Source organism: Pseudomonas protegens (assembly GCF_003363755.1).
Lineage (GTDB): Bacteria > Pseudomonadota > Gammaproteobacteria > Pseudomonadales > Pseudomonadaceae > Aquipseudomonas > Aquipseudomonas danubii.
In genome coordinates, this window is sequence record NZ_CP031396.1 from 3,928,785 (window position 1) to 3,945,651 (window position 16,867).

Below are 16,867 nucleotides of genomic sequence, written 5' to 3' on the forward strand. Positions count from 1 at the left end.
CGGACCTGCTCTTTACTCTGCGCCGGTCGCTGCCAAATCAGCGGCCGGGCGTAGGAACCCGATCATAAGATGCGTACCAGCACCCAGCGCTTTGGGTGCTGTTTGCTGCCTATGCGTTATGGCGGCTGTACGCGGGCACGCTTCGGCGTGGCCGGATCTTGTGACCGGTTCCTACCCCCGCGTGCAGCTGCCACCTGGCCGGTAGGAAGTTGGGTGGTAGCTCCTCATACACAAGGAGTGTCACCAATGAACGGATACATCCCTCTTCAACACACGCCAGCGGACAACCCCGTCCTGCTGATCAATTCCCATGCGCCGCTGGTCGATCTTCTGGCCTGCGCCGATCAGCGCATCCGCGCCCTTAACAAACTGATGAACAGCCTGTCCGGCATGACCGCGCAAACGGCTGACGCCAGCGACCTGTTCCAGATCGCCGACATCGCCTCGCTGCTGCTCGGTGATGGCGTGGCCCTGCTCGATGTGGCTCAGGGGCAGGCGCTGGAGCGGGCGAATAAGGCCTTCTGATCGGCGCAGGCGGTGCGCCAGTGCGGCCAGGGTTAGTTTGACTCTGGTCGCCCTTGGAGAGCCCGAGGGCGTGTCATGGCGCCTCAAGCGGTGCCGGTATGAACCCTTGCTCTCGAAGTGCCTTGATCATTCCTCTGATGAGGTAGCTGTTGGAGAAGCCGATGGTGTATTGCCGGGCGTTGGTGCTGATGGGCAATAGCATGCCCTGGTCCACCAGTTTCTTTATTTGATAGGTCCTTTGTCCGGCAGTCAGTTTGGGCAGTGCCTGGGCGATGTCGCTCGACTTAACAACGCCTGACTTGATCGCTGTGGTCAGTACCGTTTCTTCCGCAGCAGTGATCCATTGTCGATCCCGAGCAAAGGTAATGGCGGGAGCGAGGATGTGCCGGCTCAGGTAGCGGTAGTCGGTGAGGCGATTGACCTTTTCCAGGTCGTCCCTGATGCCCTCCAGAACATAAGTGCACCAGGTCTCCAGCCCGGCCTTGGTTCCTTGGTCCGCGGTGGCGAGCATGGCGTAGTAGCGTTCCCGATCATTGAAGAAAACGGCAGTGGGGTTGAGTACGCGGCCACCCGTATCGACGTTGAAGCCATATTTCATCAGCTGTGCATAAGTCAGGAGGCGCACCACGCGGCCATTGCCGTTGCCAAATGGGTGAATCCAGGCAAACCGGTGATGGGTCAAGGCCACTTTCATCAGGTCGTATTTGGGCTGGTCCTCCCGATTGACGAACTCCACCAGCTCTTGCATGTAGCAGGGCACCATCAGGGCATCAGGGGGTAGGTGAGCGGCCTGAGCAATCTGTACGGCGCCCTGGCGATACGCTCCAGGCGTCTTGTCGCCCTCTCGGCCCAGGTCCTGGACGGTCATCGCGTGCAGCTCTCTGATGATGAGGTCGGTGATTGGTGTTCCCGGGCCAATGGTTTGCTCGATGTAGTCCATGGCTTTTTCGATGTTCGCCACTTCGCGTAGCTGGTCCGTGTCCTCGGCTGTGCCTTCAACCTTGCTCTCGATGTAGTCGGCAAGCGTGGTGTGGTTGCCCTCGATGCGCGCCGAACCCAGGCTTTCCAGGATGTGGAAGATTGTTTTCAGCTGATAGAAGACCGCTGGAGGCGTATCGCCTTCCAAGCGCAAGCGCCGAAGGTGCTCAAGCTCGCTCAGCACGTCCACCAGAGGGGAGTCGAAGGATGGGTTTAGCAGCTCAAGGTCTTGATGGAGGAATGCAGGCATTGTGCAAACATCTCGAAGGCCGGAAAAATTATCTATGATTTTTTTGCTGTAGGCCCTGTTCTATATGGGTTCTGCTCGAATATCAAAAGATGATTATCTCTAAATGGTTCTTCACTTAAGTGAACACTTGAGAAAAGCCGAGGCGTGATGCGCTGTGTTGGCGGCGTGATGGTCGCGCAGCGGTTGGGTTGTGCAGGAAAGAAAGCCGGGGTGTCGAGCGGGGAGGAAGGGAAGGGTTGAATGACAGGCAACAAAAAACCCGCACTAGGCGGGTTTTTTGGTTGCTTTCACGTGATGCAAACACCACCTGAAAGCTGAAGGTGGTGCCCAGAGACGGAATCGAACCGCCGACACGGGGATTTTCAATCCCCTGCTCTACCGACTGAGCTATCTGGGCAACGGGGCGCATTAAACGGGTTTTTCAGGGGGGCGTCAAGCAAGTTTTGAAAAAAAGTTTAATTATTACCGCCGCTTACGTTCCGCCCCCGATTTTGTGCGGGTTTACTCAGCTGGCGGCACGTAGCCTTCGGCCTTGGCGTATTCCTCGCCGGAGAAAAATTTGTCCATCTCGCCCTGCAGATATTTGCGGTCTTCGGCATTCATCATGTTCAGGCGCTTTTCGTTGATCAGCAGGGTCTGGTGTTTCTGCCAGTCGGCCCAGGCCTTGGCCGAGACGTGTTCGAAAATATCCTGGCCTTTGGCGCCCGGGTACGGGGGGCGTTCCAGGCCCGGCAATTCTTCCTGGTATTTGCGGCACATTACGGTGCGGGTCATGACGACTCTCCTGCATTCAAGACTTCGGCCGCGCGTTTGAGCAGTGTTTTCACCGGGGCGGCAAGGCCCAGGCGCGGCGGGGTGGCGAGGTTATACCAGAGCCAGTCGGCTTCGGCGACGTGCAGCGCCGACTCTTCGACCCGGATCAGCCAGGGCTCGATGGCCAGTTGGAAGTGACTGAAGGTGTGGACCAGGCCGGGCATCTGCTGTTGCTGGCCCAGCTCCAGGGCGTGCTGCGATGCCAGGTGCGGGATGTCGTCCAGGCCATCCAGTTCCGGCAGGCTCCACAAGCCGCCCCAGAGGCCGCTGGAGGGGCGCCGATAAAGCAGGATGGCGCCTTCGCGGTTGGCCAGTAATGGCATCAGGGTGCGCTTCTGCGGCACCTCCTTGCGCGGCTTGGGAATCGGGTAGCGGGTTTCCAGGCCGAGCATGTGGGCTTCGCAGCCTCGCTCCAGGGGGCACAGCAGGCAGCTGGGCTTGCTCCGGGTGCAGAGGGTCGCCCCCAGGTCCATCATCGCCTGGGTGTAGTGGTTGACCCGGCTGTGGGGCGTGAAGCGTTCAGCAGTGGCCCACAGCTGCTTGGCCACCTTGGGTTCGCCCGGGTAGCCCTCCTGGGCGGTGAAGCGTGCCAGCACCCGCTTGACGTTGCCGTCGAGGATCGGCGCCCGCAGGCCCATGCTGATACTGGCGATGGCGCCAGCGGTGGACAGGCCGATGCCCGGCAGCTCGGTGAGTTTTTCCACATCCCGGGGAAACTCGCCGCCGTACTCGGCCATGACGATCTTCGCGGTCTTTTGCAGGTTGCGCGCCCGGGTGTAGTAGCCCAGGCCGGTCCACAGGTGCAGCACTTCGTCTTCCGGGGCTTCGGCCAGGGCCTGCACCGTGGGCAGCGAGGCCATGAAGCGGTCGAAGTAGTTGAGTACGGTGCTGACCTGGGTCTGTTGCAGCATGATCTCCGACACCCACACCCGATACGGGTTGATGTCCTGCTGCCAGGGCAGGTCATGACGACCATGGCGGTCGTACCAGTCCAGCACCGCCGGTGCAAAGGCCTCGGCTCTCATCGCTTGAACAGCCCCTTGAGTGCGTTCTTCAGTTCCGGGCTGACCTTGTCACCCAGTTTTTCGTCGATCTTCTGTTGCAGGCGGTCACCGGCCAGCTTGGCGGCTACCTGGCCCAGGCCGTCCTTGTCCAAACGACAGGCCTTGGCCCCCAGCTCCAGTGGGCCGCGGCAGCGCAGGGGCAGTTCAACGCCGGCGAAGCGTTCACCGACCTGGCAGGCCGGGTCCGGGTTATCGCTGAGGTCACCCTCGACGACGATGCCGACCCGGTAGTCCATGCCCAGCACCCGCAGGTCGATATCACCATTGCCGTTGACGGTCATGCCGGGGATGCGCACTTTCAGGTCCGGGTTGCTGGCCACACCGTTGCGAAACGTCAGGTTGCCCTTGAGCTCCTGGAACGGTGTGTCCTTGCCCCGTGGTGTGCTGCTGAGGTTCTTGCGGTTGAGCACCGCGATGCCCTGGCACAGCTGCTGTTCGATGTTGGCGTTGAGCAGCACGCCGTTGTTGATGACGAAGCTGGCAGTACCGTTGAGGCTGTCGATCAGCGCCTTCTGGCTGTTGCCGCTGCCGCTGAGGTTGCTGTTCAGGGTCACCAGGCCTTTGACCGGAGGATTCTGGCCCTGGCTTTCGAGGATGCGTTCCACCGGCACGCGGTTGATCTTGGTCTGCAGGCTCAGCTGCGGTGCGCTCTGGCGCACATCGAGATTGCCGCTGGCCTCGAAACTGCCGTTGTACAGCTCGCCGCGCAGGCTGGACAGTTTGAGCAGGCCGCCCTGGCCGCTGGCCTTGAGCGCGGCATTCTGGATCGGCAGCTTGTCCAGGATCAGTTGGCCGAAGCTCAGGTCGGCGTCGACGTCGAGCTTGTTCAGGCGCTCCACCGGCAGCAGTTTGTCGGTGCTCCAGGCGCCCTTGGTCGGCGAGCTGGGCAGCGGTGTGGTGCCGGCGCCGGCCATGGCGTCGGCTTCGCTGCTTTGCACTTCGGCCTTGCGCGCTGTGGCGGCACTGTTGGCTTCGGCCGATTTGGGCGGCAGGTAACGGTCGACGTTGAAGGTGTCGGCCTTGAGCTGGGCGCGCAGGGATTGCTTGGCGAAATCCTCGATCGCCAGGCGTCCGCTGAAGGTGCTGTCGTCGAGCTTCAGGTTCAGGTCTTCCAGGGCCAGGCTGCTGGGCGTGCCTTGCAGGCGGCTGACCAGCTCGACCTTGCTCAGGCTGCCTTCGGCCATGGCCGGCAGGGTCTGGCCGATGCTGTCGACGAATTTCGCCAGGTCGAACTGGGCAATGGAGAGCCCGCCGCTGATCTGCGGGGTCTTGTCCAGGTCATTGACCTTGAGTTCGCCCAGGGCGCGCAACTGGTTGAGGGAGACTTTCAAACCGGTCCACTGGCCGACGTTGGCGGCCTTGTCCAGCAACAGCTGGCCCTGGGCGGCGAAGGTCACGGTCTTGCCTTGCAGCGGATCGCCGGTGGCCTCGCCGGACAGGCGCATGTCTTCGAACTGGTAGCGCTGCAGGGCGCGATCGAAGCGCAGCTCGCCATTGAGCTCGGTGCGCACCCGCACGGCAGGCTGGTTGCTGGCCAGGAATGCGGTGAGCTTGACCGGGGTGTTGCTGGCTTCGTGAATTGGCCCGGTGCTCAGTTGGATGCTTTCGGCGGTGAACTGCTTGTCGGTCTGTTCATCGTTGTACTCAACCCGGGCGTTGTTCACGGTCAGGCTGTCGATGTCCAGGCGGATGGGCTGCGAAGGCTTGTCTGTGCCGACGCTGGGCTGGCCCGCTTCGCCGGTGCTGGTGGCCGGGGTTTGGGCCTGCTTGTCGGTAGGGGCGGCCTTGCCGATGTCCTGCCAGTTACCGTGGCCATCCTTGTCGCGGTTCAGGCGCAGGTTGAGGCCTTCGACCCGCACATCGCTCATCTGCACTTCACGGCGCAGCAGCGGCAATACCCGGACCGACAGGCCAAGCATCTGCAGGTCGGCGAAAGGTTGGGTCGGGTTGGCCAGGGTGGCTACGCCGGCGTCGTGCAGTTCCAGGCCGAGCCAGGGGAACAGGCTCCAGCCGATGTCGCCATTGAGCGTCAGCTCGATGTGGGCCTTGTCGCGGGCAATCTGGCGAATCTCTTCTTTGTAGTCGTTGGGATCAAACAGGTGGGTCAGGGCGAAGCCCAGAGCCACGATGATCAGCAACAGCCCGAGAATTACCAGACCCAGGATTTTGCCGAACGCTTTCATGGGCGAGTCCTTGTGTGTCGAATTCAAAATTTAGCCAGGGAGTATAACGCTCTGAACCTGGCGACTGGTCACCCATTGCTGTTAGAGGTTTTTTCGTTGTAACGGCCATTTTTTTGCCAGTGGCCTGGCCTGCGGGCGAAGCAGTCGCGGGAAAAAAGGTGATGCCAGTTTGGGTATTTAGTTTGTCGCAAATGGTAACCTCTCGCGGTTCGTCCGTCCTTCTGCGACTGAATGTCGCGCCTGCCCAAAGGGAGCTTTACTCATAAAACGACCGCGCCTGCGTGCCAAGGTCGTCGCAGGGGAGTGGCCGATGAACAATTCTAATAATTGGGGGAAACATCCATGAGCTCTAGCACTGCGGTGGCCAGCCCGGCCGCTCAGCCAGCGTTCTTGTCCAAAGAGCGCATCATTGCCAAGCCCGGTTTCAACCGCTGGCTGGTCCCACCGGCCGCTCTGGCCATTCACCTGTGCATCGGCATGGCCTACGGCTTCTCGGTGTTCTGGCTGCCACTGTCCAAGGCGCTGGGCATCAGCGCGCCAGTGGCGTGCGCGCCGGGCATGGGCTTTATCGAGCAGGTCTTTTCGTCCCAGTGTGACTGGCCGATTTCCATGCTCGGCTGGATCTACACCCTGTTCTTCATCTTCCTGGGCTGCTCGGCAGCGATCTGGGGTGGCTGGCTGGAACATGCCGGGCCGCGCAAGGCCGGTGTGGTATCGGCGCTGTGCTGGTGCGGCGGCCTGCTGATCTCGGCGCTGGGGGTCTATACCCACCAGATCTGGCTGATGTGGATCGGCTCCGGGGTCATCGGCGGTATCGGCTTGGGCCTGGGCTACATCTCCCCGGTGTCGACCCTGATCAAGTGGTTCCCGGACAAGCGCGGCATGGCCACCGGCATGGCGATCATGGGCTTTGGCGGCGGTGCCATGGTCGGCGCACCTCTGGCCGCAGCCCTGATGAGCCATTTCGCCACGCCCACCAGTGTCGGCGTGTGGCAGAGCTTTTTGGTGATGGCCGCCATCTACTTCGTGTTCATGATCGGTGGCGCCCTGGCCTACCGGGTTCCGCCTACCGGCTGGAAGCCTGAGGGCTGGACCGCTCCGGCGAAAAAAGCCGCCAATGCGATGATCACTCACCGCCACGTGCATGTGAACGTGGCCTGGAAGACCCCGCAGTTCCGCCTGGTGTGGCTGGTGCTGTGCCTCAACGTATCGGCCGGTATCGGCATCCTCGGCATGGCCTCGCCGCTGTTGCAGGAAGTGTTCGCCGGCAAGCTGCTGGGCAACGATCTGAGCTTCAGCCAGCTGGACGCCGGGCAACTGGCGCAGATCGCTGCGATTGCCGCCGGCTTTACCGGTCTGTTGAGCTTGTTCAACATCGGCGGGCGGTTCTTCTGGGCGTCGTTCTCCGACTACCTGGGTCGCAAGAACACCTACTTTGTGTTCTTCGCCCTGGGCTTTGCCCTGTACGCGCTGATTCCGAACCTCGGCCACCTGGGCAATATTGCTCTGTTCGTGGCAGCGTTCTGCATCATCCTGTCGATGTACGGCGGCGGTTTCGCCACAGTGCCGGCCTACCTGGCAGACCTGTTCGGCACCCAGATGGTAGGCGCGATCCACGGTCGCCTGCTGACCGCCTGGGCAGCGGCCGGAGTGCTGGGGCCAGTGCTGGTGAACTACCTGCGTGAGTATCAGTTGAGCATCGGCGTTGAACGCGCCGCGGCGTATGACATCACGCTGTACATCCTGGCCGGTCTGCTGGTGCTGGGTTTCCTGTGCAACCTGCTGGTGCGCCCGGTGGCCGACAAGTACTTCATGACCGACGAGCAACTGGCGGCCGAGCAGGCCCTGGGCCATGACAAGGGCGCTGACAGCAGTGTCGTGCTGGAGTGGAAAGCTTCGTCCGCCAGTCTGCCGGTGGTGATCGCTGCCTGGCTGGTGGTGGGCATTCCCCTGGCCTGGGGGGTGTGGGTGACCTTGCAGAAGACGGCGGTGCTGTTCCATTGATGGCTTCGCCGGCAAGCCCGCTCCTGCTCAGGAGCCGGCTTGCCGGTGCACAAGGTGCCTCGGTCTTGTAGGCCTGGCACCGTCACCAGCACGTCAGTTTCTACAGTTGTCATGACAGGTACAGCCCCGTAGCCATTGGCTGGCGCCCGTCAGGATATTGTCCAGCGTGTTTCTGTTTGGCCGCCGTCGGGCCTATACTATTCGCCTTTTTCGCCCAATGATTTTGCGGAGCTGGTGATGGCCGAACGTAAGGCATCTGTCGAGCGCGACACTCTGGAAACCCAGATCAAAGCCTCGATCAACCTGGATGGCACCGGAAAGGCCCGATTCGATATCGGCGTGCCCTTCCTTGAGCACATGCTGGACCAGATCGCCCGGCACGGGCTGATCGACCTGGACATCGAAAGCAAGGGCGACCTGCATATCGACGACCACCACACCGTGGAGGATGTCGGTATCACCCTCGGCCAGGCGTTCAGCAAGGCCATCGGCGACAAGAAGGGCATCCGTCGCTACGGTCACGCCTATGTGCCGCTGGATGAAGCCCTGTCCCGCGTGGTGATCGACTTCTCCGGCCGTCCCGGCCTGCAGATGCACGTACCCTTCACCCGCGCCACTGTCGGCGGTTTCGACGTTGACCTGTTCCAGGAATTCTTCCAGGGCTTCGTCAACCATGCCAACGTGACCCTGCACATCGATACCCTGCGCGGCACCAACACACACCACCAGATCGAGACCGTGTTCAAGGCCTTCGGCCGTGCGCTGCGCATGGCGGTGGAGCTGGACGAGCGCATGGCCGGCCAGATGCCGTCCACCAAGGGCGTGCTGTAATGCAGACCGTCGCCGTTATCGACTACGGCATGGGCAACCTGCACTCGGTGGCCAAGGCCCTGGAGCACGTGGGCGCCGGCAAGGTGCTGATCACCAGCGATGCCAACGTGATTCGCGAAGCCGACCGGGTGGTGTTTCCCGGCGTGGGCGCCATTCGCGATTGCATGGCCGAGATCCGTCGCCTGGGCTTCGACACCCTGGTGCGCGAAGTCAGCCAGGATCGTCCTTTCCTCGGAATCTGCGTGGGCATGCAAGCCTTGCTCGACCACAGCGAAGAGAACGAGGGCGTTGACTGCATCGGCCTGTTTCCCGGCCAGGTGAAGTTCTTCGGCAAGGGCCTGATCGAGGACGGCGAGCACCTGAAGGTGCCGCACATGGGCTGGAACGAAGTGCAGCAGGCGGTGGACCATCCGCTGTGGCACAACATTGCGGACCGGGCGCGCTTCTACTTCGTGCACAGCTACTACATCCATGCCGGCAATGCCCGGCAGGTGGTAGGCAGCGGTCACTATGGCGTGGACTTCGCAGCAGCGCTGGCTGAAGGCTCGCGTTTCGCCGTGCAGTTCCACCCGGAAAAGAGCCATACCCACGGCTTGCAATTGCTGCAGAACTTCGCTGCCTGGGACGGTCGCTGGTAAATGGCGATCAAGAAATCCAAGCCGCCGATACTGCGCCTCACTGCCGAACAGGAAAGTGAGGCGACGCACAAGATCAAGCGCTTCATGGAGGAGCGCTTCGAGCTCGACCTGGGCTCGTTCGAGGCGGCGGAGATTCTTGAGCTCTTTACTCGCGAAATTGCTCCGCACTATTACAACAGGGCGATTTTCGATGTGCAGACGCACCTCAAGGATAGGTTCGAGAGCATCGAAAGCGATCTGTGGGCGCTCGAGAAAAATTGATTTTCGAGTGAAGCTGAACAATCGAATTTGAAGGTTTGCCAGATGCTGATTATTCCCGCTATCGATCTTAAAGACGGTGCCTGTGTACGTCTGCGCCAGGGCCGCATGGAAGATTCCACAGTGTTCTCCGACGACCCGGTGAGCATGGCTGCCAAGTGGGTTGAAGGCGGTTGCCGTCGTCTGCATCTGGTGGACCTGAACGGTGCCTTCGAAGGTCAGCCGGTGAACGGCGAGGTGGTTACCGCGATCGCCAAGCGTTACCCGAACCTGCCGATCCAGATCGGTGGCGGCATCCGCTCCCTGGAAACCATCGAACACTATGTGAAGGCTGGCGTGAGCTACGTGATCATCGGCACCAAGGCGGTCAAGGAGCCGGAGTTCGTGGCCGAGGCCTGCCGCGCGTTCCCGGGCAAGGTCATCGTCGGCCTGGACGCCAAGGACGGTTTCGTCGCCACCGACGGCTGGGCTGAAGTCAGCAGCGTGCAGGTGATCGACCTGGCCAAGCGCTTCGAAGCCGACGGCGTGTCCGCCATCGTTTACACCGACATCGCCAAAGACGGCATGATGCAGGGCTGCAACGTGCCGTTCACTGCGGCCCTGGCGGCGGCCACCAAAATTCCGGTGATCGCCTCCGGCGGCATCCACAACCTGGGCGACATCAAGGCCCTGCTGGATGCCAAGGCTCCGGGAATCATCGGCGCCATTACTGGTCGCGCGATCTATGAAGGCACCCTCGATGTCGCAGAAGCCCAGGCTTTCTGCGATTCGTACCAAGGCTGAGGACTCGCCATGGCACTGGCCAAACGCATCATCCCTTGCCTGGACGTGGATAACGGCCGGGTGGTCAAGGGCGTCAAGTTCGAGAACATCCGTGACGCTGGTGATCCGGTGGAAATCGCTCGTCGCTACGACGAGCAGGGCGCTGACGAGATCACCTTCCTCGACATCACCGCCAGCGTCGATGGGCGCGATACCACCCTGCATACCGTCGAGCGCATGGCCAGCCAGGTGTTCATCCCGCTGACCGTAGGCGGTGGCGTGCGCACTGTGCAGGACATCCGCAACCTGCTCAATGCCGGCGCGGACAAGGTCTCGATCAACACCGCGGCGGTGTTCAACCCCGAGTTCGTCGGCGAAGCGGCGCAGCATTTCGGCTCCCAGTGCATCGTGGTCGCCATCGATGCGAAGAAGGTCTCCGGTCCGGGCGAAACCCCGCGCTGGGAAATCTTCACCCATGGCGGACGCAAGCCCACCGGGCTGGATGCGGTGGAGTGGGCGAAGAAGATGGAAGGCCTGGGTGCTGGCGAAATCCTCCTGACCAGCATGGATCAGGACGGCATGAAAAACGGCTTCGACCTGGGCGTGACCCGGGCCATCAGCGATGCCCTGGGGATTCCGGTGATCGCTTCCGGCGGCGTTGGCAACCTCCAGCATCTGGCCGACGGCATCATCGAAGGTCACGCCAGCGCGGTGCTGGCGGCGAGCATCTTCCACTTCGGTGAATACACGGTTCCCGAGGCCAAGGCCTATATGGCTCAGCGCGGGATTGTTGTGCGATAGCCACTGGACAGCATGGCGTGCTCGCGGCACTCTTGGGCACGCCATGGATTCTGGTATCCCGTCATGTTCAAACGTCTTCTCGTGGTTGTCGCCAGCGCTTCTCTGCTCCTTGGCAGCTTGGCCCGCGCCGCTGAAACCGCCGACACCTCCCTGGTGCTGCTGACGGAAAACTTCCCCCCCTACAACATGGCCAAGAACGGCAAGAACTTCGCTCAAGGCGAGAATATCGACGGTATTGCCGTGGATATCGTCCGCGAAATGTTCAAGCGTGCCGGGGTCAATTACAGCCTGACCCTGCGCTTCCCCTGGGAACGCATCTACAAGATGGCCCTGGAGCAACCCGGCTATGGCGTGTTCGTCATGGCGCGCCTGCCGGACCGCGAACGGCTGTTCAAGTGGGTCGGCCCCATCGGTCCGGATGACTGGATCATGCTGGCCAAGGCCGGCAGCAAGATCACCCTCGAATCCCTGGAGCAGGCGCGCAAATACAAGATTGGCGCCTACAAGGGCGATGCCATTGCCGAGACGCTGACCAAGCAGGGCCTGGCACCCCAAGTGGTGCTGCGCGACCAGGACAATGCCAAGAAGCTGTTGGCGGGTCAGATCGACCTCTGGGCCACCGGCGACCCGGCCGGACGTTACCTGGCCAAGCAGGCAGGTATCACCGGTCTCAAGACCGTGCTGCGCTTCAATAGCGCCGAGCTGTACCTGGCCCTGAACAAGGATGTGCCTGATGAGGTGGTGGCCAAGCTTCAGGCTGCCCTGGAGCAGATGCGCAAAGAGGGGATGGTGGAGGAGATCATGGCGCGCTATCTCTAGATCAGCGGCAAGTTGCAAGCGGCAAGCTACAAGTAACAGCAGGTCGGCGGCGCTTTGGCTTGCAGCTTGAGGCTTGCCGCCGCCCTATCTGTACTTGCCGTTCTTGCCATGCCCGGCCATGGCTTCGTTGCTGCGCAGACTGATCATCGACTTGATATCGATCCATTCGATGCCCTGGACCTTGAGCTTGGGCAGTTCGCGTTCGAGCACGGCCAGGGTCTGGGGATAAGGGTGGCCGATCATCACCGCCGAACCCTGTTTGCGCGCCAGCTTGATCGCCGTCTGCAACTGCTGGGCAATTGCCGCCTCGGTGCGCTCGTCATCCAGGAACACATCCCGGGAAACACTGGCCAGACCGATCTTCTGCGCTTGTGCGGCGGCGACCGTCTGGGCGCTGGTGCGGCTGTCGACGAAGAATTTGTGGCGGCGCTGCAAGTCGGCCATCAGCCAGGCCATAGCCTGGGGCTGGGCGGTCATGCGGCTGCCCATGTGGTTGTTGATGCCGCTGGTGTAGGGCACGGCTTGGAAGGCGGCGTCCAGGCGTTTTTGCAGCTCTTCGATGGGCAGCTCGGGGTGCCAGGCGAAGGGGCCGGTGGCCGGGTCCATGGGCATGTGCAGGATGACGATCTTGCCGGCGCGATGGGCCTCACGGGCGAATTCGGCAGCGTGGGGCGTGTCGGGCATGATCGCCGTGGTGACCGGGCCGGGCAGGGCCAGTACGCGGCGGTCACGGGGCAGGTTCTGGCCGAGGTCGTCGATGATCAGGCTCAGGTAGGCCTTGGGCGCGCTGGCGGTGGGTTCGGCGGCTTGGGTGGTTAGGGGCATGATGCACAGCAGGCTGAGCAGCGGGGCGCGGAGCGAGCGTAACAGGGGTAAGCAGCGGGAAATCATGGGGATATTGATCAGGCCTTCAGGGGGATGGGCGCCCTGGCGGGCGCTTCGCTGGCAAGCCAGCTCCTACGCAAACCGGCTCCTGTACAGGCTGTGTGAAAACTACTGCGTTTGGCAATACTGCGTTAAAAACAGGCTCGGAATGCTCATTTAGGCCCCTAAAGTCGAACGCGACCCCGGCCGTTCCTCGCCTGTTTTTGCCTTGTCTTGCCTTCACTCGCAACGTTTTCACACAGCCTGTGTAGGAGCCGGTTTACCGGCGAAGGGTTCAATCACTTGCCGCGAGTGATGCTCAGCCCTTTGAGCAGGCTCAGGGCCTGGGCCAGCTGGTAGTCGTCATCCTGCGGCATCGGCTTGGCCTTGCTCGACGAGCCGCTCGGCTTGTCGGCACCACCGTTGCCGTTGCCCAGGTGGCCCTGCAGGTCGGCTTCCTTGAAGTACTCGCTGTCCTGGGCCTCGCTGGTGATCTTGGCGCGGCGCACTTCGATGTCCGGAACGATGCCCTGGGCCTGGATCGAGCGGCCGTTGGGGGTGAAGTACAGGGCGGTGGTGATCTTCAGCGCGCGATCGTTGTTCAGCGGCAGCACGGTCTGCACCGAGCCTTTACCGAAGCTGGTGGTGCCCATCAGCACCGCGCGTTTCTGGTCCTGCAAGGCGCCGGCGACGATTTCCGATGCCGAGGCGCTGCCGCCGTTGATCAGCACCACCATCGGCACGGCTTCGCTTTCGTCCTTGCCGGTGGCGGAGAAGCGCAGCTCGGAGTTGGCGATGCGGCCCTTGGTGTAGACGATCAGGCCCTTGGTGATGAAGTGGTCGACCACTTCCACCGCGGCCTGCAGCACGCCGCCCGGGTTGTTGCGCAGGTCGAGGATGATGCCGTTGAGCTTCTTGCCGTTGTCCTTGCGCAGCTTGGCCAGGGCCTTGGAGACTTCCTCGCCGGTCTTGACCTGGAACTGGGTGATGCGGATGTAGCCGTAGCCCGACTCCAGCAACTGGCTCTTCACGCTCTTCACCTGGATAGTGGCGCGGGCCAGGGTCACGTCGAACGGCGTGCCGCCGTCGCGCACCAGGGTCAGGGTGATTTTCTGGCCGATCTTGCCGCGCATCTTGTCCACGGCTTCGGTCATGGTCTGGCCACGGGTCGGCTGGCCGTTGATCTTGACGATCAGGTCGCCGGCCTGAATCCCGGCCTTGGACGCTGGAGTGTCGTCGATGGGCGAGACCACTTTGATAAAGCCGTCTTCGGCGCCGACTTCGATGCCCAGGCCGCCGAATTCGCCGCTGGTGCTTTCCTGCAGTTCGGCGAAGTCTTCCGGCCCCAGGTAGGCCGAGTGCGGGTCGAGGTTGCTGAGCATGCCCTTGATGGCATTCTCCAGCAGGGTCTTGTCATCCACGGGTTCGACGTAGGCCGCCTTGATCCGGTCCATGACCTCGGCAAAGGTGCGCAGTTCTTCCAGCGGCAAAGGTGCCTTGGTGGTCGCGGCGGTCGCCGATTGAGCGGTTTCGGCGGCAAACGCCAGAGGCGCTCCGATCACCAGGGCGATCGTCAGGGCCAGCGAGGTAAGGCGGGACAAATGCAGCATGTCGAACGAACTCCTAATTTAGATGCAGCGCTTATCCTTGCGCGTGGCACCACTGTGCCGGGTCGCTGGGGCGGCCCTGCTGACGAATTGCAAAGTACAGCGCAGGAGTGTCCTGTCCGCCACTATTGCCCACTGTGGAGATGGACTCTCCGGCCTTGACCACATCACCGGCTTCTTTGAGCAGTGTCTGGTTATGTCCGTAGAGACTCAGGTAACCATTGCCATGATCGAGGATCACCAGCAGCCCGGCGCCGCGCAGCCAGTCGGCGAACACTACCCGGCCACCATGTACGGCGTGTACCTGGCTGCCGGCGGCGGCGCTGATCATCACCCCGTCCCACTTGGAACGGGAGTCGTCGCCACGGGTTTCACCAAAGCGTGCCAGCAGTCGACCATCAACTGGCCATGGAAGTTTTCCCCGGGCTGCAGCAAATGCACCGCCGAAGGAAGGGCCGGCGCTGGAAACCAAGGCGCCTGGGCTTGATCTGACGGGCTTGCGCGGGGCATCGCTGGCGTCGGCCTGGGCCTCACGTAAACGCTTTTTTTCGGCTTCCTGCTGGGCGATCAGCGCTTTCTGACGCGCCTCTTCTGCCTCGCGGGCCTGGCGAGCCAGGGTTTCTTCAATGGTTTTCAGAACTTTGGCCAGGTCGGCCTGGTCCTGTTCGCGGGCCTTGAGCTTGTCGTCCCGGGCCTTCACGTCGTTGTTCAGCTTGGCCAGGGCCAGCTGGCGCTCCTTGCGCACTTTGTCGAGTTCTTCACGCTGGCTGTCGAGGCTGCTCTTCTGCACCAGCAACTGGGCCTGTTGCAGGGAAATGTCCTTTTCCACATTAGCCAGCTGACGCAGGGTCTCGTTGAAATTCTTCAGTTGCTCCAGGCGCGCCTGGCTCAGGTAGTCGTAATAGGTCAGGGTGCGGGCGAATTTTTCCGGATTCTGCTGGTTGAGCAGCAGCTTGAGGTATTCCTGGCGCCCGTTCTGGTAGGCCGCGCGGGCCTGGATGGCGATCAGTCGTTGCTGTTCAGTGCGCGCGCTCTGGAGTTTTTTTTTCTCCTCATCGAGTCGCTGCAGCTCGGATTCGCTTTTCTTCAGCTCTTTCTGCAGGGCTTCGACCTGCTTCTCCAGCTTGCCCATCTCGGTCTCGGTGCCGCGCAGTTCTTTCTGCACCCCGGACTTTTCTTCCTGCAGCTTGCCCAGCAGCTTTTTCAGCTCGGCAATGTCCTGACGCGTGGCGTCCAACTGTTGTTGGGTTTGCGCGCGCTCATCGGCAAAAGCCGGTTGGAGCAGGCAGATCAGAGCAAGGGCAATCAGGGCGCGAAGCATAGAGGCGGGCGACACCAGGGAAAGGGACGGTCTAGTATGCCCGCCCATCGCTGCAAAAAAAACGCCTCAAAGCCAACTGCTTTGCGGCGTTCGTCATAAAAAGCCGTTTCCGGGCGGTTATTGGGCCATTTGCTATCAGGGTGCAGGTGGTTATTGCCGCAAACCCCGATCAAGCAAGGCCCGTTCGCTGGCGTGGCTGGCGGCTGATCGCCGTTGGCAATCAGCCGTGGGTGAGCGCCTGGCTGGGTTGCCGTGCTGATTGCGCGTCGATTTCCGGCGCCGATTGCGGTGTGAAAGCCTGGCCGTCTTGTCGGGTTCGCAACACCACGATGCCCGGGATGTTCTGCACGTATTCCATGAAGGGTGAATCCATGACCTCGCGTTGCCTCTTCTTGGACGATGCATTGCGCAGCACGGGGCCGTTGGCGGTGTTGATGAAGAGCCCGGTATGGGTGACGTCCAGGCCCGCAAGATGGGTGTAGATGCCAATGTAGTCGCCAGTCTGCAGGCGGCTGAGCACCTGCTCGTCAATCGACGTGCTGGGTATGTAGGTAATGTCGCGGTCGACCAGGGGCAGGCCTGGCAGGTACAGGTCCCCGTTGGCCTTTTGGTTGAGGTGTTTAGTCACGGTCACCGCATCCGCGCTCAACTGCGCAGTCAGGTCTTCGGTCAGCGGTTGCCCGGCATGCGCCCAGTCCGTGAAGAAGTGCCGGCGGTCTGCATAGTGCACGCCGTCGCCGGTATAGCGGGTCTGGATGAGGTTCTTGATGAAGCTGTCCTGATCGGTGGATTTTCGCAGGGCCTCGACGTAATCCAGGTAGGTGAAGCAATCCAGGCCCCTGAAGTCGACGACCAGCTTCTCTGCCAGGGTCGCCGAGCCCTGCAACATGTTCGCTGCGTAAGGCGTGTGCATGAACGCCCGTGAAATCTGCTCGCTCAGCTGGCCCGTGCTTTGCGCCCCGGCCTGTTGGCGAACCTTGAGCAGGGCGTTCAGTTTCTCGGCGGTGTAGCTGTCCATTTCTACCGAGGGGCGCTGATCTTCGAACGCAGCCATTTCAGCTGTGTGTTTGTGTTCAACAGGAGCGGGGCTGGCGCAACCTGCAAGAACGGAGGCTAAAAAAAATACAGTGGTCTTGTTCATTCGCTTTC

General features: G+C 61.7%; 16 protein-coding genes and 1 tRNA gene. 8 read left to right on the top strand and 9 right to left on the bottom strand.

The annotated features are described in order from the left end of the window. The first annotated feature begins 246 nt into the window (after positions 1-246). The gene (locus tag DWF74_RS17780) at positions 247-525 is read left to right on the top strand and encodes a hypothetical protein (RefSeq protein ID WP_115582460.1); all 279 of its coding nucleotides are present in this window, start codon (positions 247-249) and stop codon (positions 523-525) included. A gap of 73 nt (positions 526-598) precedes the next feature. On the opposite strand, the gene DWF74_RS17785 is transcribed toward DWF74_RS17780, so the two are convergent. The 5 genes from DWF74_RS17785 to DWF74_RS17805 all read right to left on the bottom strand — a co-directional run bounded on the left by DWF74_RS17785 (position 599) and on the right by DWF74_RS17805 (position 5,813). After that, positions 599-1,753 (bottom strand): Fic family protein, encoded by a 1,155-nt coding sequence (locus DWF74_RS17785; protein WP_115581413.1) that lies wholly within the window; start codon positions 1,751-1,753, stop codon positions 599-601. Positions 1,754-2,074: 321 nt separating this feature from the next. Next, a tRNA-Phe gene (locus tag DWF74_RS17790) sits at positions 2,075-2,150 on the bottom strand. 104 nt (positions 2,151-2,254) lie between these two features. Further along, positions 2,255-2,527, bottom strand: a complete 273-nt coding sequence (locus DWF74_RS17795; protein WP_047301095.1) for an oxidative damage protection protein — start codon at positions 2,525-2,527, stop codon at positions 2,255-2,257. Continuing rightward, positions 2,524-3,591: an A/G-specific adenine glycosylase gene (mutY, locus tag DWF74_RS17800; RefSeq protein ID WP_115581414.1), complete on the bottom strand. Its 1,068-nt coding sequence runs from the start codon at positions 3,589-3,591 to the stop codon at positions 2,524-2,526. Before mutY ends, DWF74_RS17795 begins: the two co-directional genes overlap by 4 nt. Beyond that, complete coding sequence (locus DWF74_RS17805) at positions 3,588-5,813, bottom strand: AsmA family protein (protein WP_115581415.1); 2,226 nt, start codon at positions 5,811-5,813, stop codon at positions 3,588-3,590. The genes mutY and DWF74_RS17805 overlap by 4 nt, the downstream gene beginning before the upstream one ends. Positions 5,814-6,155: 342 nt before the next feature. Here DWF74_RS17805 and DWF74_RS17810 point away from each other — a divergent pair, with 342 nt between their 5' ends. From DWF74_RS17810 to DWF74_RS17840, 7 genes are all read left to right on the top strand, one after another. After that, on the top strand, positions 6,156-7,817 hold the full coding sequence (locus tag DWF74_RS17810; RefSeq protein WP_102882134.1) for an OFA family MFS transporter: 1,662 nt from the start codon (positions 6,156-6,158) through the stop codon (positions 7,815-7,817). A 237-nt stretch (positions 7,818-8,054) separates the two neighbouring features. Continuing rightward, positions 8,055-8,648 carry an imidazoleglycerol-phosphate dehydratase HisB gene (gene hisB / locus DWF74_RS17815; RefSeq protein WP_011058736.1) on the top strand — a complete coding sequence of 198 codons (594 nt, stop codon included), beginning with the start codon at positions 8,055-8,057 and terminating at the stop codon, positions 8,646-8,648. Then, complete coding sequence (hisH, locus tag DWF74_RS17820; RefSeq protein WP_110595364.1) at positions 8,648-9,286, top strand: imidazole glycerol phosphate synthase subunit HisH; 639 nt, start codon at positions 8,648-8,650, stop codon at positions 9,284-9,286. The genes hisB and hisH overlap by 1 nt, the downstream gene beginning before the upstream one ends. After that, a complete protein-coding gene (locus DWF74_RS17825; protein ID WP_115581416.1) occupies positions 9,287-9,547 on the top strand; it encodes a DUF2164 domain-containing protein in 261 nt (86 codons plus the stop codon). Between the two features lie 42 nt (positions 9,548-9,589). Beyond that, positions 9,590-10,327 carry a 1-(5-phosphoribosyl)-5-[(5-phosphoribosylamino)methylideneamino]imidazole-4-carboxamide isomerase gene (gene hisA / locus DWF74_RS17830; protein ID WP_007921811.1) on the top strand — a complete coding sequence of 246 codons (738 nt, stop codon included), beginning with the start codon at positions 9,590-9,592 and terminating at the stop codon, positions 10,325-10,327. 9 nt (positions 10,328-10,336) lie between these two features. Beyond that, positions 10,337-11,107, top strand: coding sequence for an imidazole glycerol phosphate synthase subunit HisF (gene hisF, locus DWF74_RS17835; protein WP_015633827.1), 771 nt, complete (start codon positions 10,337-10,339; stop codon positions 11,105-11,107). Positions 11,108-11,170: 63 nt separating this feature from the next. Next, on the top strand, positions 11,171-11,926 hold the full coding sequence (locus tag DWF74_RS17840; protein WP_102862734.1) for a substrate-binding periplasmic protein: 756 nt from the start codon (positions 11,171-11,173) through the stop codon (positions 11,924-11,926). An 84-nt stretch (positions 11,927-12,010) separates the two neighbouring features. Here the strand turns inward: DWF74_RS17840 and DWF74_RS17845 are convergent, their stop codons facing one another. The 4 genes from DWF74_RS17845 to DWF74_RS17865 form a co-directional block, all read right to left on the bottom strand. Further along, a complete protein-coding gene (locus tag DWF74_RS17845; RefSeq protein WP_115581417.1) occupies positions 12,011-12,817 on the bottom strand; it encodes a divergent polysaccharide deacetylase family protein in 807 nt (268 codons plus the stop codon). 272 nt (positions 12,818-13,089) lie between these two features. Further along, positions 13,090-14,400 (bottom strand): S41 family peptidase, encoded by a 1,311-nt coding sequence (locus DWF74_RS17855; protein ID WP_102862736.1) that lies wholly within the window; start codon positions 14,398-14,400, stop codon positions 13,090-13,092. Between the two features lie 31 nt (positions 14,401-14,431). Beyond that, positions 14,432-15,718, bottom strand: a complete 1,287-nt coding sequence (locus DWF74_RS17860) for a murein hydrolase activator EnvC family protein (protein ID WP_102862737.1) — start codon at positions 15,716-15,718, stop codon at positions 14,432-14,434. Between the two features lie 220 nt (positions 15,719-15,938). Then, complete coding sequence (locus DWF74_RS17865) at positions 15,939-16,859, bottom strand: DUF1460 domain-containing protein (protein WP_102862738.1); 921 nt, start codon at positions 16,857-16,859, stop codon at positions 15,939-15,941. Positions 16,860-16,867 lie beyond the last annotated feature (8 nt).

Excerpts from the sequence above, each read along its gene's own strand:
- DWF74_RS17780 (WP_115582460.1), top strand. The coding sequence starts at position 247 with ATGAACGGATACATCCCTCTTCAACACACGCCAGCGGACAACCCCGTC.
- DWF74_RS17785 (WP_115581413.1), bottom strand. The coding sequence starts at position 1,753 with ATGCCTGCATTCCTCCATCAAGACCTTGAGCTGCTAAACCCATCCTTC.
- DWF74_RS17795 (WP_047301095.1), bottom strand. The coding sequence starts at position 2,527 with ATGACCCGCACCGTAATGTGCCGCAAATACCAGGAAGAATTGCCGGGC.
- mutY (WP_115581414.1), bottom strand. The coding sequence starts at position 3,591 with ATGAGAGCCGAGGCCTTTGCACCGGCGGTGCTGGACTGGTACGACCGC.
- DWF74_RS17805 (WP_115581415.1), bottom strand. The coding sequence starts at position 5,813 with ATGAAAGCGTTCGGCAAAATCCTGGGTCTGGTAATTCTCGGGCTGTTG.
- DWF74_RS17810 (WP_102882134.1), top strand. The coding sequence starts at position 6,156 with ATGAGCTCTAGCACTGCGGTGGCCAGCCCGGCCGCTCAGCCAGCGTTC.
- hisB (WP_011058736.1), top strand. The coding sequence starts at position 8,055 with ATGGCCGAACGTAAGGCATCTGTCGAGCGCGACACTCTGGAAACCCAG.
- hisH (WP_110595364.1), top strand. The coding sequence starts at position 8,648 with ATGCAGACCGTCGCCGTTATCGACTACGGCATGGGCAACCTGCACTCG.
- DWF74_RS17825 (WP_115581416.1), top strand. The coding sequence starts at position 9,287 with ATGGCGATCAAGAAATCCAAGCCGCCGATACTGCGCCTCACTGCCGAA.
- hisA (WP_007921811.1), top strand. The coding sequence starts at position 9,590 with ATGCTGATTATTCCCGCTATCGATCTTAAAGACGGTGCCTGTGTACGT.
- hisF (WP_015633827.1), top strand. The coding sequence starts at position 10,337 with ATGGCACTGGCCAAACGCATCATCCCTTGCCTGGACGTGGATAACGGC.
- DWF74_RS17840 (WP_102862734.1), top strand. The coding sequence starts at position 11,171 with ATGTTCAAACGTCTTCTCGTGGTTGTCGCCAGCGCTTCTCTGCTCCTT.
- DWF74_RS17845 (WP_115581417.1), bottom strand. The coding sequence starts at position 12,817 with ATGATTTCCCGCTGCTTACCCCTGTTACGCTCGCTCCGCGCCCCGCTG.
- DWF74_RS17855 (WP_102862736.1), bottom strand. The coding sequence starts at position 14,400 with ATGCTGCATTTGTCCCGCCTTACCTCGCTGGCCCTGACGATCGCCCTG.
- DWF74_RS17860 (WP_102862737.1), bottom strand. The coding sequence starts at position 15,718 with ATGCTTCGCGCCCTGATTGCCCTTGCTCTGATCTGCCTGCTCCAACCG.
- DWF74_RS17865 (WP_102862738.1), bottom strand. The coding sequence starts at position 16,859 with ATGAACAAGACCACTGTATTTTTTTTAGCCTCCGTTCTTGCAGGTTGC.